Here is a 14359-nt window from a genome sequence, read left to right as displayed (position 1 = left end):
ATCAGGCAAAAACGGTGACCGTCTGCCGGCTCAAGGCCAGCAACTCGCCCTGCGCCGTCCTCAAGGCGGCGGCGGCGTGCCCATAGCCATCCCGCGCATGTTCGGTTTCCACGCAGTAATGGCACCAGTCCAAGGTCGACAGCTGCGCCGTGGGCTGCATGAATTCAATGGTCCAGGTCAGCGTACTGCCTGCAGCGGGCTGCTTGAGAAAGGGCATCAGGCTCGGCGGCCAGGCATCGACCAACGCCAGCAGGTGCGCTTCGTTGACCGGTTCTTCAGCCACCCCACGCAAGCGCACCCAGCCGCCCATTTGGCGGGACTGGTTGCCACTGAACGGCAGCCCCCCCACCGCCCAGCGCAAAGCCACGTGCTGCATGAACGCCGGTGTTACGCCTTGGATATGGGGGAGCTCGGGGGCAGCGTCTTCGAGTGCTTTCATTTCCATGGCCGGTAACGCCGGCACATCGACCACAGATGGCCGCCCTGCGCCGAAATTACCCTGTACCAGGGTCACCACTTGGCCATTTTGAACGGCGCGCCCCAGCAAGGTGCTGACCGCCTTGCCTTCCCGCAGCACCTCCACGTCGAAGCGAATAGGTACATCCGCCGCAGCCGGCGCCACAAAGCTGATGGCCAGCGAACGCACAGGGCGGCCATCGGAGAGTTTCAGGCGCATGGCTTCATACACCATCGCCGCCATCAGCCCGCCAAAGGCGGCGCGGCCCTGGCCCCAGCTGGGCGGGACGCTGACGGCCTCGGGGTTAGCCCGCACAGCGTCGAGCAGTTGGTTGAAATTCATTGGCTGGCTCCTGCATACCGCGAAAGGGTTTGCCCATCCTAGCCAGCAAACCCTCGGCAATCAGCCCGCATATCGGTCATTTTTCGGGCTTTCGCCGTGCCAGCGCTTGTTGCAAGGCATCCAGCGTCACATCCGACTGGCGCTCGGCCTCGTGCAGCTCCCGCTCCCAGGCGCCTTTGCACGGTGCCAAGTCCGCATCGTCGCGCGCCTGCAGCAGCCATTGCAGGCGATCATGCCAGTCGCCCAGGTCGCCCTGTGCCTGCTTCAGCAGGCGCCGCAGTTTCTTGCCGGCATGGTCGAGCTGCGGGTAGGCCTCGTCGCCGTAGCGCGCACGCTTGATCAGCAACCGCAGGCGATGGCGGTCATGGGCGGGATCTTGCAGGGCCTCATGCAGCTCGCGCCACTGCTTGATCAGGCGCTTGTCGATACGCTTTGCCAGCGCCTTGACCAGGCCTTCGCGGCCGGCTGCACGCAGGAACAACGGCAACGCATCGACAATCGCCATTACCCGCGCCAGCTGCGGGCTAGCCGCGACGCTAGCGAAGACCCTGGCCCGTCCGCCCAAGCGCCGCTGCCCAGCGGCGGCATAACCACGCCCGATCAGTTCGGCCGCCAGCACCTCACGGTCACGCAGCGGCGTAGTCAGGGCACCCAACGCGCTGGCGGCCGCCTCCAGCTGCTCCACCCCTGGCAGCCCGCGCAGTGGCCGTAGCAGGCTGCGCAGGCGCCGCAGGGTGGTGCGCAGGTCGTGCAAGGCCTCGCTGTCGGTGTCAGCAGCCAAGCGTTCACGGCAGGCCAGCAGACGCACCTGCAAGGCCACTATTTGGCCAACCACGTGGTTAAGCATGGCAGACATAAGACGCTCCTTGGTCAGCGCCCGGCGCGGGACTCACGAATGTAGAAGCGCGCCTTTTCGGCTTTGTTGGTACAGCTTTCATAACCTTCGAACTGTTGCTGGGTCTTGGCCCCGGTCAGCAGCGACAAGGCCTTGGAGTAACTGACGGCACCGGCAAAGCCTTCGGCCTTGGCCAAGTCCAATTCCTTCCAGGCGGCATCCAGTTGGGTCGCACAGCTCTCACGGTAGGCCGTCTTGCCCGCGCAGCCAGCAAGGGCCAAGGCAATCAGTGGAAGGCAAATCCAGGCTTTCATCGGTAGTTCCTCAATGGAAAAAAACAGTGGCAATTCGACGCCCCGGCAGCTGAAAAGTGCCCTGCCCAGCCAGCTTCGCTAGCCAGCCTATTACAGTAGCTCAGCGCGATCTACATTGAAGCACAGGCCGCGATGGGTGCATTGTAGGCCCATGGGTGCACTGGCCGAGGAATGTTCATGAGTAAACGCGTGGCGCTGGTACTGGGTTCGGGCGGAGCCCGAGGGTATGCACACATCGGCGTGATCGAGGAAATCGAGCGCCGTGGTTACGACATCGCCTGCATTGCCGGCTGTTCCATGGGCGCAGTGATTGGCGGTATCTACGCCGCCGGCAAGCTTGAAGACTATCGCAACTGGATCGAAAGCCTCGACTACCTCGATGTGCTCCGCCTGGTTGACGTCAGCTTTCGTCTGGGCGCGATTCGCGGCGACAAGGTGTTCGGGCAAATCCGCAAGATCGTCGGTGAAATTAACATCGAGCAATTGCGCATCCCCTATACGGCAGTTGCGGCCGACCTCACCAACCAGCAAGAAATCTGGTTTCAGGAAGGCTGCCTGCACCAAGCCATGCGCGCCTCTGCGGCCATCCCCAGCCTGTTCACGCCGGTGATGCAAGGCAACCGCATGCTGGTCGATGGCGGCATACTCAACCCGCTACCGATCGTACCGGTGGTGTCCAGCCACTGCGACCTGATCATCGCCGTCAACCTCAATGCCACCAACCAGAAGCAGTACCAGTTACCGGTGATCGAACGTCCGGCGGCGTTCAAGATGCGTTTCGATGCCTTGTTGAACTCGCTGGGTTCACGCCTGCCGTTCCGGCGCAAACCAGCCGAGGAGCTAATCCGCATCGAACAGGAAATCGTCGCCGAGGGCCTGGCGCCGCCGAGCCCGTGGCTGGATGCCGCCGACCCCGAAGCCCAGCAACCGGCGGCAGCGCCGGAGCGTGAGGGTGCGCCGAAGTCGGCGACCGGCTCATTCATCATTGACAACGTCGGGCCTGCTTCGCTGCTGGACCTGATCAACCAGAGCTTCGAGGTCATGCAGACCTCATTGGCGCAGTACAAGATCGCCGGTTATCCGCCGGATGTATTGATCAACGTGCCCAAGCGGGTGTGCCGGTTTTTCGAGTTTTACAAGGCGCCAGAGCTGATTGCCCTGGGGCGAGAAATTGCGCGGGATACGCTGGATAGCTATGAAGGGGTGAAACGCTAGCGCTGCAACACGCTCCCACAATGACCGCGTTTCCCTGGGATAAGCGGAAACGAAACAGGCCGCACTAGGCGGCCTGCTCGTTCATGCTGGCATCACCTTAGTAACGGGTAATATCGGCATTGGCTTCCAGCTGCTTGCGGTAGGCCGCGAAGTCCTGCTGACCAGCACGCGACGCGAGGTAGCGGCGGATCTGCTGCTTCTCTTCGTCGGTGGCAGTAGCGCCTTCGTTGACCCCTTTGAGCTGCAGCAGCACCAGGCTACCGTCACGCAGCACTACGCTGCCATACACGGGTTTGTCCTTGGCTTGCGGCTTGCCCAGGCGGAACAGCGCCTGCAGCTCGGCCGGGTCGATGCCGTCCTCGCCACGGGTGACCGCTTCGTAGGCCTTCCAGCCCTGCCCTTCATGCACGCTGGCCGCCGCGATGGAACCGTCACGCAGGCCCGCAATCAGCTTGTCCGCCTTGGCCTTGAGCTCGGCAGTCGCCTTCTCTTTGGCCAGGTGTTCGCGGATGTTCTTGGCTACGGCCTCCAGCGGCAGTTGCTCCGGCTTGCGGTGCTCCTTGACGCGCAGCACCACAGTGGTTTCCGGGTCGAGCTCAATGGCGGTGCTGTTGGCACCCTCATCCAGCACTTCTTCAGAGAACGCCGCCTGCACCACCGAGCGGTTGGCAGTGATGCCTTCGCCACCCTCACGGCCAAAGGCCGCGGAGGTATGCACCTTGAGGTTCAGGTCCTGGGCCGGCTGGGCCAGGTCGGAAGCCTCGTACGCGGCATCCTGCAACTGCTTGCTGGCGTCGACATAACGCTGCTCGACCAGCGGGATCTTCAGGTCACGAGTCAGCTTGTCCTTCAGGCTGGCAAAGCTCGGTACTTCCGGCGCCTGCACGCCCAGCAGCTTGATCAGGTGGTAGCCAAACTCTGTGCGCACCGGTGCCGAAACCTGGCCATCCTGCAGCTTGTACAGTGCATCCTCGAACGCCGGGTCGTACACGCCTGGGCCAGCGAAACCGAGATCACCACCACTGTTGGCCGAACCTGGATCCTGGGAGAACTGTTTCGCCAGCGCGGCAAAGTCTTCACCCTTGGCCAGACGCTGCTCGATCTCTTCGGCGCGTGCCTTGGCCTGGGCGTCAGTGACCTTGTCGTTGACCTCGATGAGGATGTGCGCGGCATGGCGCTGCTCGGCGAGGTTGGCGATTTCTTTCTCGTACTGTGCCTTGAGCTCTTCGTCGGTGACTTTGGCCTGGTCGAAGAACGCCGACTTCTTCAGCTCGACGTAGTCGATCACTACCTGGTCCGGCGACATGAATTCCTTGGCGTGCTGGTCATAGTGCGCCTTGATTTCTTCATCGCTGACCTTGACCGCGGCCGGGTCGGCCTTGAAGGTCAGGGAGGCGAAATCGCGGGTTTGCTTTTCCAGGCGGGCGAAAGCATCGACTTGCTGGTCAGTGACGAAACTGCTGCCGGCCAGGCCAGTGCGCAGCTGGCCAATAAGCATTTCCTCGGCGAGCATGTCACGGAACTGCATGCGGCCGTAGCCCATCTGGCGAATGACCTGGTCGAAACGGTCGGCACTGAACTTGCCATCCACCTGGAATTCCGGCGTCTGCAGGATTACCTGGTCCAGCGCAGCCTCGGAGAAGGCAAACTTGGCATCTTCGGCACCTTGCAGCAGCAACTTGCGGCTGATCAGGCCTTTGAGCGCCTCTTCACGCAGCAATTTGTCATCCAGCAGCGCTGGGTCGAAGTCCTTGCCCAACTGTTGCACCAACTGCCGGCGCTGCATGTCGGCCGCCTGGCTCAGCTCGTTCTGGCTGATGGTCTGGCCGTTCACCTTGGCGGCGTCCTGGCTATGGGTGGCGGCCTGGAAAATGGCTTCGAAGCCGGTCAATGCCATCAACACGACGATAAGGCCGATGATGGTCTTGGCAATCCAACCTTGTGAATTGTCCCTGATATTTTGCAGCATGCGTCCCCCAGAAACGGCTGTACCACTGCGTCGACAACCGCGGAGCGTGGGTCGAAACCTGATAAAAGAAAGGCGCATCCGAGGATGCGCCTTTTCTTAGCAAACGTGTCAGGCGGGAACGTTTGCGCCCCGCCATCACCGTGCTCGGACCTGACCAAGCCAAGTCCGGCTGAAAGAGACGACTTAGTTGACGGCGTCTTTCAGGCCTTTGCCTGCCTTGAAACCTGGAACCTTGGCGGCTTCGATCTTGATCGCCTTGCCGGTTTGTGGGTTACGGCCGGTGCGCTCTGCGCGCTCTTTGACCGAGAAGGTACCAAAGCCAACCAGTACCACATCGTCACCTTGCTTCAGGGCGCCGGTGACGGATTCGATGACTGCGTCCAGCGCACGGCCGGCTACAGCTTTCGGGATGTCAGCAGATGCGGCGATAGCGTCAATCAGTTCCGACTTGTTCACTCTAAGTCCCCTTATTTCTCTATTGAGTTTGTTTCTAAGTATGTAATGAAAAGCTTATGAAACGTGCGCTGGGAGGCCTGGCGACAATAGCGTGCCGCTTTATAGCAAGGCGCCGAAAATACTGTCAAGGAAAGCCCCCCAGCCAAAAACTACTAATGCGTGCTGATTCTTTCCTTAGCATCGCCGTCGCGCTTCTCATCTTTCGCGACAATCTCCGGAGCCACATCTGGCAAGGGCTCCGGCGCGTATTGCAGCGCAATTTGCAGGACTTCGTCAATCCATTTGACCGGTTTGATCTGCAGATCCTGTTTGATGTTCTCTGGAATCTCCTTCAGATCGCGAACATTCTCCTCGGGAATGATCACCGTCTTGATCCCGCCACGGTGTGCCGCCAGCAGTTTTTCCTTCAGCCCACCAATGGCCAATACTTGGCCCCGCAGGGTGATTTCGCCGGTCATGGCCACATCGGCCCGCACCGGAATCTGCGTCAACGCCGACACCAGCGCGGTGCACATGCCGACACCGGCGCTAGGGCCGTCTTTCGGCGTGGCGCCTTCCGGCATGTGGATATGCACGTCGCGCTTCTCGTGGAAGTCAGCGGCGATGCCCAGGCTGCGGGCCCGGCTGCGTACCACGGTTTGCGCGGCGGTGATCGACTCGACCATGACATCGCCCAGCGAACCGGTCTTGATCAGTTGGCCCTTGCCGGGGATGACCACGGCCTCGATAGTCAGCAGCTCGCCGCCCACCTGGGTCCAGGCCAGGCCGGTAACTTGGCCGATCTGGTCTTGCTGCTCGGCCAGGCCGTAGCGGAACTTGCGCACCCCCAGCAGGTGCTCCAGCTGCTCGCTAGCCACCTTGACCTTGACCTGCTTCTGCCCGGTATGTTCCTTGACCACTTTGCGGCAGACCTTGGCGATTTGCCGCTCCAGGCCACGCACGCCGGCTTCGCGGGTGTAGTAACGGATGATGTCGCGGATCGCCGAAACGTCGACCTCCAACTCTTCCTTCTTCAGCCCGTTGGCCTTGACCTGCTTAGGCACCAGGTACTTGATCGCGATGTTGATCTTCTCGTCTTCGGTGTAGCCCGGCAGGCGGATGACTTCCATTCGGTCGAGCAGCGCCGGCGGGATGTTCATCGAGTTCGAGGTGCACAGGAACATCACATCCGAAAGGTCGTAGTCGACCTCCAGGTAGTGGTCGTTGAAGTTGTGGTTCTGCTCCGGGTCGAGCACTTCGAGCAATGCCGAGGCCGGATCGCCACGCATGTCACTGCCCATCTTGTCGATTTCGTCCAGCAGGAACAGCGGGTTGCGCACCCCAACCTTGGTCATCTTCTGGATCAGGCGACCGGGCATGGAACCGATGTAGGTACGGCGGTGGCCACGAATTTCGGCCTCGTCACGCACACCACCCAGGGCCATGCGCACGAACTTGCGGTTGGTGGCAGCTGCGATCGACTCGGCCAGCGAGGTCTTACCGACGCCGGGTGGGCCTACCAGACACAACACCGGGCCGCGGATTTTCTTGACGCGCTTTTGCACGGCAAGGTACTCGAGGATGCGTTCCTTCACCTCTTCCAGGCCATAGTGGTCGGCATCGAGGATTTCCTCGGCCTTGGCCAGGTCCAGGCGCACCTTGCTCTGGGCTTTCCACGGCACCTGCACAAGCCAATCGAGATACGACCGCACCACGGTGGCCTCAGCCGACATCGGCGACATCTGCTTGAGCTTGTTCAGCTCAGCCTGGGCCTTGGCCAGGGCATCCTTGGGCAAGCCAGCGGCTTCGATGCGCTTTTTCAGCTCTTCGACTTCGTTGTGGCCTTCGTCGCCATCGCCGAGTTCTTTCTGAATGGCCTTCATCTGCTCATTCAGGTAGTACTCGCGCTGGCTGCGCTCCATCTGCTTCTTGACCCGACCGCGAATACGCTTTTCGACCTGCAGCAGGTCGATTTCGGCATCCAGCAGCGCCAGCACGTGCTCGACACGGGTCGGCAGGTCGACGATTTCGAGAATTTCCTGCTTCTGCTCGATCTTCAGGGCCATGTGTGCAGCCATGGTATCAACCAGGCGCCCAGGCTCTTCGATGCTGTTCAGCGAAGACAGCACTTCGGCTGGGACTTTCTTGCCCAGCTGCACGTACTGCTCAAATTGCGACAGCAGCGTGCGCACGAATACTTCCGACTCACGCTCGGCGGCGTCGACTTCGTCGATCAGGGAAACTTCGGCACGGATGTGCCCTTCTACTTCGCTGAACCGCTCGACGGCACCGCGCTGTTCGCCCTCAACCAGCACCTTGACGGTGCCATCGGGCAGTTTCAGCAGTTGCAGTACGGTAGCAACGGTACCAACGCGGTACAGGGCGTCTTCACCCGGGTCGTCGTCGGCTGGGTTTTTCTGGGCCAGCAGAAGGATCTGCTTTTCGCCCGTCATCGCCGCCTCGAGGGCTTCGATGGACTTTTCGCGCCCCACGAACAGCGGGATGACCATGTGCGGGTAAACAACGACGTCGCGCAATGGCAAAAGAGGCAAGTCGAGGGTGGTCTTCATGATTTCGCCTCTACAGCGGCCTTATGGCCGGAAACCGGTGGAAATGATGCTTGGACCTAATGTGGGGGCACGCTTGGGAAATTACAAGCGCTAGCGCAGGAAAAGCAGAAAGGGGCCCGTAGGCCCCTTCTTGCTTGCAACCGTGAACCGGCCTTTGCCTGTATCAGGCGTCTGGCGCGGCCTTGGCTTGCGGCTCGCTGTTCTCGTAGATCATCAGCGGCTGCGAAGTGCCTTCGATGACGCTCTCGTCGATCACCACTTTGCTGACATCCTTCTTCGAAGGAATCTCGTACATGGTGTCGAGCAGCACGCCTTCGAGGATCGAACGCAGGCCACGGGCGCCAGTCTTGCGCTCCAGGGCTTTACGCGCTACGGCCTTGAGCGCATCGCTGCGGAACTCGAGGTCGACGCTTTCCATCTCGAACAGCTTGGCATACTGCTTGGTCAGGGCATTCTTCGGCTCGGTGAGAATCTGCATCAGCGCAGCCTCATCCAGCTCGTCGAGGGTTGCCAGTACCGGCAGACGGCCGACGAATTCCGGGATCAGGCCAAACTTGACCAGATCGTCCGGCTCGACCTCACGCAGGGACTCGCCAACCTTCTTGCCCTCCTCCTTGCTGCGTACTTCGGCGCCAAAACCGATACCACCCTTGGTGGAGCGGTTCTGGATGACCTTTTCCAGGCCGGAGAACGCACCACCGCAAATGAACAGGATGTTGCGGGTATCAACCTGCAGGAACTCCTGTTGCGGGTGCTTACGGCCCCCTTGAGGGGGTACCGAGGCCACAGTGCCTTCGATCAACTTCAGCAGTGCCTGCTGCACGCCCTCGCCCGAAACGTCACGGGTGATGGACGGGTTGTCCGACTTGCGCGAAATCTTGTCGATTTCGTCGATGTAGACAATGCCCATCTGGGCCTTTTCCACGTCGTAGTCGCACTTTTGCAACAACTTCTGAATGATGTTCTCGACGTCCTCACCCACGTAACCGGCTTCGGTCAGGGTGGTGGCGTCAGCAATGGTAAACGGTACATTCAACAGGCGTGCAAGGGTCTCGGCGAGCAGGGTCTTGCCCGAGCCGGTCGGCCCGATGAGCAGAATGTTGCTTTTGCCGAGTTCGACTTCGTCACCTTTCTTGTCACGCTGGTTCAGGCGCTTGTAGTGGTTGTACACCGCTACGGCCAGCACCTTTTTCGCGCGCTCCTGACCAATGACGTACTGGTCCAGGATGCCGCTGATTTCTTTCGGCGAAGGCAATTTGTGCGCGCTGCTCTCGGCCTGGGCTTCCTGCACCTCCTCACGGATGATGTCATTGCACAGGTCGACGCACTCGTCGCAGATAAATACCGAGGGCCCGGCAATCAATTTGCGCACTTCGTGCTGGCTTTTGCCGCAGAAGGAGCAATAGAGCAATTTGCCGCTGTCCTCGCCGTTACGGGTGTCAGTCATTCGATCGATCCAATCCGGTAGGCTTGCAACACAAGATGAAGGCAATTGCGGGCTTTTTCAAGTCCGCAGGTAGGCGCATTCCGCGCCTACCTGCTGTGGCCCCCCGGTTCAGGAGGCCAGTTGCCGCTTGTCGTAGACCGAGTCGATCAGGCCGTACTCGGCTGCGCGCGAGGCGCTCATGAAGTTGTCACGCTCGGTGTCGCGCTTGATGGTCTCGAGTTCCTGGCCGGTATGGTAGGCCAACAGCTCATTCAGACGTGCCTTGATATTGAGGATTTCCTGGGCATGGATCTCGATATCGGTAGCCTGACCCTGGAAGCCGCCCAGCGGCTGGTGGATCATCACGCGCGAGTTCGGCAGGCAGTGACGCTTGCCCTTGGCACCTGCGGCCAGCAGGAAGGCGCCCATGCTGCAGGCCTGGCCGATGCAGATGGTCGAGACGTCCGGCTTGATGAACTGCATGGTGTCGTAGATCGACATGCCAGCGGTGACGGAACCGCCCGGCGAGTTGATGTACAGATGGATATCCTTGTCCGGGTTTTCCGCTTCAAGGAACAGCAGTTGCGCAACGACGAGGTTGGCCATGTAGTCCTCTACCGGGCCAACCAGGAAGATCACACGCTCCTTCAACAGGCGCGAGTAGATGTCGTAAGCGCGTTCGCCACGGGCGGACTGCTCGATAACCATCGGGACCAGGCCGCCTGCGGCCTGGATGTCAGAGCTCTGCTGAATATAAGAATTGCGGGACATGTCCTGCGCTCACTCCCAAATAGTCATGGCTTGAATACGCACAAGCCAGCTCTAAGGCTGGCTTGTGGGGTTTCCTACGCGAGAAGCCTGTTACTCAGCGTCGGCAGGGGCCTGTGCTGGCTTAACGGCATCTTCGTACGAGACCGACTTGTCAGTCACAGTCGCTTTCTGCAGAACAGTATCTACAACTTGCTCTTCCAGCACAACCGAACGCACTTCGTTCAGTTGCTGGTCGTTCTTGTAGTACCAGGAGATGACCTGCTCAGGCTCTTGGTAAGCCGAAGCCATTTCTTCGATCATTTCACGAACCTTGCCTTCGTCCGGCTTCAGCTCGAACTGCTTGACCACTTCGGCGACGATCAGGCCCAGCACCACACGGCGCTTGGCTTGCTCTTCGAACAGCTCGGCCGGCAGTTGCTCTGGCTTGATGTTGCCACCGAACTGCTGAACAGCTTGCACGCGCAGACGATTGACTTCGTTTTCCAGCAGGGCTTTCGGTACTTCGATCGGGTTGGCAGCCAGCAAGCCGTCCATGACCTGGTTCTTCACCTTTGCCTTAATGGCCTGGCGCAGTTCACGCTCCATGTTCTTGCGAACTTCGGTGCGGAAGCCTTCCAGGGTCGTTTCCTTGATGCCGAACTGGGCGAAGAACTCTTCGTTCAGCTCTGGCAGCGCAGGCGCGGCAACGCTGTTGACGGTGATGGTGAACTCAGCGGCTTTGCCAGCCAGGTCCAGGTTCTGGTAGTCCTCTGGGAAGGTCACGTTGACAACGCGCTCTTCACCAGCCTTGGCGCCAACCAGGCCGTCTTCGAAGCCTGGGATCATGCGGCCGGAGCCCAGTACCAGCTGGGTGCCCTTGGCCGAACCGCCAGCGAACACTTCACCGTCGACCTTGCCGACGAAATCGATGTTGACCTGGTCGTCATTTTGCGCGGCGCGCTCAACGGCCTCGAAGCGGGTGTTCTGCTTGCGCAGCACTTCCAGCATGTTGTCCAGGTCGGCGTCAGCCACTTCGGCGCTCAGGCGCTCGACATTGATCGACTCGAGGCCGCCAACGGTGAACTCTGGGAACACTTCGAAGATAGCAACGAATTCCAGGTCCTTGCCTTTTTCGAAGGACTTCGGCTCTACCGCAGGGGCGCCAGCCGGGTTCAGCTTTTGCTCGACGATAGCTTCGTAGAAGGACGCCTGGACCAGGTCACCGAAGGCCTCTTGACGGGCATCGGCTTCGAAACGCTGACGGATCACGCTCATCGGCACTTTGCCTGGGCGGAAGCCCGCAACTTTGGCGCGCTTGGCAGTCTGTTGCAGACGCTTGTTGACTTCGTTCTCGACGCGCTCGGCCGGAACGGCGATGGTCATGCGGCGCTCGAGAGCGGAAGTATTTTCAACAGAAACTTGCATGGATATTCCTCGTTGCACAGACGTTAGCCGGCGTTAGCCCGACTCCAGAATCAAGGGCAAGCATTCTAGTGAGTCGCGCAGCAGAAGTCACCCCACTCGGGACGACGGGAAACCACGCCGGTCGATTAACTTTCAAGGCACGCACGGCATACCGCCGAGCCTGCTTCAGCAAGGGCCGCGCCACGCCAATGGCGCAATGCAGCCGAAATAACTTGTCAAACAACTGCCAGAACGAATTCGCCTCCTTTATTCAGGGTCGATTTCGTTGAACTGGCAGTACTCTTCCCACGCCATCCCCAGCGCCTCGGCTACCTCGCGGTGCGTCTCCAGGCGCATGGCCTGCAGCTGCTCCGGGGTTTCGGCAATCAGTTGCAGGGCCAACTCCCAAGGCTGGATACCCTGCTCCTCGGCCGCATCCTCGAACGCCCACTCGATCTGCTGGGCCTGCTCGCGCGCATCCAGCTCGCGAATTTCCTCGAGCAACTGCGGATTGGCTTCGGCAAAGCGCTGCAGCGCCAAGGCCTGACGGGCTTCTTTTGCAATCATTGGGTTGTTCCTCTGCCGGCCATCTGGGCCGGTGTTTCAACCGGCTGAAATCTAACAGCTTTTATTGGGGTGTCACTAGAGGATTGCAAGGGGGGGGGAATTGCAAAGCTCCTGGCTTGAGCCTTGTGGCGCCAGTGAGATCGAGCGCCGCCCGCGCGGCGCTTCGCGGGACAAGCCCGCTCCTACATCTGTTTCGGGCTAATCACTCCTGTGAAGTCTCCTCTGTCCGCCTTGTTTGTTCCATTCAATATCGAAGGTTGCGCAGCTGATCTCTAGAGCCATGCACCAAGGCTGCAACCCACCTGGCGCAGGCGTAATTGGCCCGAAACAGATGTGGGAGCGGGCTTGTCCCGCGAAGCGCCGCGCGGGCGGCGCTCGATCTCACCGACACCAAAGCACCCAAGACATACCCACCACAGCCACACAACCCCAAAACAAAAAAGGCGCCCGATCTCACGATCAAGGCGCCTCTTCAAAAATATGGGGTGGACGATGGGAATCGAACCCACGACAACCGGAATCACAATCCGGCGCTCTACCAACTGAGCTACGCCCACCATATTGCGGTCTTGCGGTACAACCTTACAGAAGCATGGTGCGGACGAAGAGACTCGAACTCTTACAGCTTGCGCCGCTGGAACCTAAATCCAGTGTGTCTACCAATTTCACCACGTCCGCGTAACGCTTAAAACAAAGGCGCCAGATGCTATCGAGGCGCCCTTGAAGAATATGGGGTGGACGATGGGAATCGAACCCACGACAACTGGAATCACAATCCAGCGCTCTACCAACTGAGCTACGCCCACCATATTGCATTACGACCTACTTGCTTGCCAAAGCTGCCTAATGGCGCACCCGGCAGGACTCGAACCTGCGACCATCCGCTTAGAAGGCGGATGCTCTATCCAGCTGAGCTACGGGCGCTTAAGCTTGAAGCCTAACCGAACAAGGCATTTAACAGGTAACTGTTAAACCACTCATTCTGCCCGACTTAGCCAACCAGTGCTAGGCTGTGCCCGACAAGTGCGGCGAATCTTATAGGCGAGCCTAAAAGTCGTCAACACCTTTCTCAAAAAAATTTAAATTATTTAAGGGCTTAGAGGATTTGCCCGACCACCCGCCTTTGCCCTTGGCCCGTGTCGTGCGAGAATGCGCCCTCTTTAATTGTTTCCTTCTCGATGGTTAATCACGCGTCTATGACTGCACACCTAATCGATGGCAAGGCGATCGCCGCCAGCCTGCGCCAGCAGATCGCTCAACGTGTCGTGGAGCGTCGCCAGCAAGGCCTGCGTACGCCGGGCCTGGCAGTGATCCTGGTCGGCACAGACCCCGCCTCCCAAGTCTATGTCTCGCACAAGCGCAAGGACTGCGAAGAGGTCGGCTTCATTTCCCAGGCGTTCGACCTGCCCGCCGAAACCACGCAGCAGGCCCTGACCGAGCTGATCGACCGCCTCAATGACGACCAAGCGGTTGACGGCATCCTGCTGCAGCTGCCGCTGCCCGCACACCTGGACGCCTCGTTGCTGCTCGAGCGCATTCGCCCGGACAAGGACGTGGACGGCTTCCACCCGTACAACATCGGTCGCCTGGCCCAGCGCATTCCGCTGCTGCGCCCGTGCACGCCGAAGGGCATCATGACCCTGCTGGAAAGCACGGGCCAGGACCTGTACGGCATGGACGCAGTGATCGTCGGCGCATCCAACATCGTTGGCCGCCCGATGGCCATGGAGCTGCTGCTGGCCGGCTGCACCGTGACCGTTTGCCACCGCTTCACCAAGGACCTGGCCGGCCATGTTGGCCGTGCCGACCTGGTGGTGGTAGCTGCCGGCAAGCCGGGCCTGGTCAAAGGTGAGTGGATCAAGCAAGGCGCTATCGTCATCGACGTGGGCATCAACCGCCAGGACGATGGCAAGCTGGTCGGCGACGTGGTCTACGAGACTGCTCTGCCGCGTGCTGGCTGGATCACGCCGGTGCCGGGTGGTGTGGGGCCGATGACCCGCGCGTGCCTGCTGGAAAACACGCTGTATGCGGCGCAAGAGCTGCACAAGTAATACCGCGCGAAATGAAAACGGCAC

Annotated in this window: 12 protein-coding genes and 4 tRNA genes; 2 read left to right on the top strand and 14 right to left on the bottom strand. The window is 60.2% G+C overall.

Going from position 1 to position 14359, the window contains the following annotated elements:
* Position 1: 1 nt before the first annotated feature.
* The 3 genes from DV532_RS09055 to DV532_RS09045 all read right to left on the bottom strand — a co-directional run bounded on the left by DV532_RS09055 (position 2) and on the right by DV532_RS09045 (position 1948).
* Entirely contained in the window at positions 2-799 is a 798-nt protein-coding gene (locus DV532_RS09055) for an acyl-CoA thioesterase II (protein WP_056800200.1), read from the bottom strand.
* 76 nt (positions 800-875) lie between these two features.
* Complete coding sequence (locus DV532_RS09050) at positions 876-1655, bottom strand: CHAD domain-containing protein (RefSeq protein ID WP_056800197.1); 780 nt, start codon at positions 1653-1655, stop codon at positions 876-878.
* 14 nt (positions 1656-1669) lie between these two features.
* Positions 1670-1948, bottom strand: a complete 279-nt coding sequence (locus DV532_RS09045; protein WP_056800193.1) for a hypothetical protein — start codon at positions 1946-1948, stop codon at positions 1670-1672.
* Between the two features lie 177 nt (positions 1949-2125).
* Between DV532_RS09045 and DV532_RS09040 the strand changes: the two genes are divergently transcribed.
* The gene (locus DV532_RS09040) at positions 2126-3163 is read left to right on the top strand and encodes a patatin-like phospholipase family protein (RefSeq protein ID WP_056800191.1); all 1038 of its coding nucleotides are present in this window, start codon (positions 2126-2128) and stop codon (positions 3161-3163) included.
* 97 nt (positions 3164-3260) lie between these two features.
* Here the strand turns inward: DV532_RS09040 and DV532_RS09035 are convergent, their stop codons facing one another.
* The 11 genes from DV532_RS09035 to DV532_RS08985 form a co-directional block, all read right to left on the bottom strand.
* Positions 3261-5132 (bottom strand): SurA N-terminal domain-containing protein, encoded by a 1872-nt coding sequence (locus DV532_RS09035; protein WP_056800188.1) that lies wholly within the window; start codon positions 5130-5132, stop codon positions 3261-3263.
* 183 nt (positions 5133-5315) lie between these two features.
* Complete coding sequence (gene hupB / locus DV532_RS09030; RefSeq protein WP_003250246.1) at positions 5316-5588, bottom strand: nucleoid-associated protein HU-beta; 273 nt, start codon at positions 5586-5588, stop codon at positions 5316-5318.
* A 152-nt stretch (positions 5589-5740) separates the two neighbouring features.
* Positions 5741-8137, bottom strand: a complete 2397-nt coding sequence (lon, locus tag DV532_RS09025) for an endopeptidase La (RefSeq protein WP_056800185.1) — start codon at positions 8135-8137, stop codon at positions 5741-5743.
* A 163-nt stretch (positions 8138-8300) separates the two neighbouring features.
* The gene (gene clpX, locus DV532_RS09020) at positions 8301-9584 is read right to left on the bottom strand and encodes an ATP-dependent Clp protease ATP-binding subunit ClpX (protein WP_003250242.1); all 1284 of its coding nucleotides are present in this window, start codon (positions 9582-9584) and stop codon (positions 8301-8303) included.
* Positions 9585-9692: 108 nt separating this feature from the next.
* Positions 9693-10334, bottom strand: coding sequence for an ATP-dependent Clp endopeptidase proteolytic subunit ClpP (clpP, locus tag DV532_RS09015; RefSeq protein ID WP_003250240.1), 642 nt, complete (start codon positions 10332-10334; stop codon positions 9693-9695).
* Positions 10335-10424: 90 nt separating this feature from the next.
* Positions 10425-11738 carry a trigger factor gene (tig, locus tag DV532_RS09010; RefSeq protein WP_056800183.1) on the bottom strand — a complete coding sequence of 438 codons (1314 nt, stop codon included), beginning with the start codon at positions 11736-11738 and terminating at the stop codon, positions 10425-10427.
* A gap of 246 nt (positions 11739-11984) precedes the next feature.
* Positions 11985-12284, bottom strand: a complete 300-nt coding sequence (locus DV532_RS09005) for a DUF6388 family protein (RefSeq protein ID WP_056800180.1) — start codon at positions 12282-12284, stop codon at positions 11985-11987.
* Between the two features lie 481 nt (positions 12285-12765).
* Positions 12766-12841: transfer RNA gene (locus DV532_RS09000), tRNA-His, on the bottom strand.
* Positions 12842-12877: 36 nt separating this feature from the next.
* Positions 12878-12962 (bottom strand) — tRNA-Leu (locus DV532_RS08995).
* Positions 12963-13014: 52 nt separating this feature from the next.
* Positions 13015-13090: transfer RNA gene (locus DV532_RS08990), tRNA-His, on the bottom strand.
* 41 nt (positions 13091-13131) lie between these two features.
* A tRNA-Arg gene (locus DV532_RS08985) sits at positions 13132-13208 on the bottom strand.
* A gap of 272 nt (positions 13209-13480) precedes the next feature.
* Here DV532_RS08985 and folD point away from each other — a divergent pair.
* On the top strand, positions 13481-14335 hold the full coding sequence (gene folD / locus DV532_RS08980; RefSeq protein WP_056800176.1) for a bifunctional methylenetetrahydrofolate dehydrogenase/methenyltetrahydrofolate cyclohydrolase FolD: 855 nt from the start codon (positions 13481-13483) through the stop codon (positions 14333-14335).
* Positions 14336-14359 lie beyond the last annotated feature (24 nt).

The organism is Pseudomonas sp. Leaf58 (assembly GCF_003627215.1).
Classification (GTDB): Bacteria; Pseudomonadota; Gammaproteobacteria; order Pseudomonadales; family Pseudomonadaceae; genus Aquipseudomonas.
Note: the sequence above shows the minus strand (reverse complement) of the source record. Positions and strands in the feature narration are given on the sequence as shown.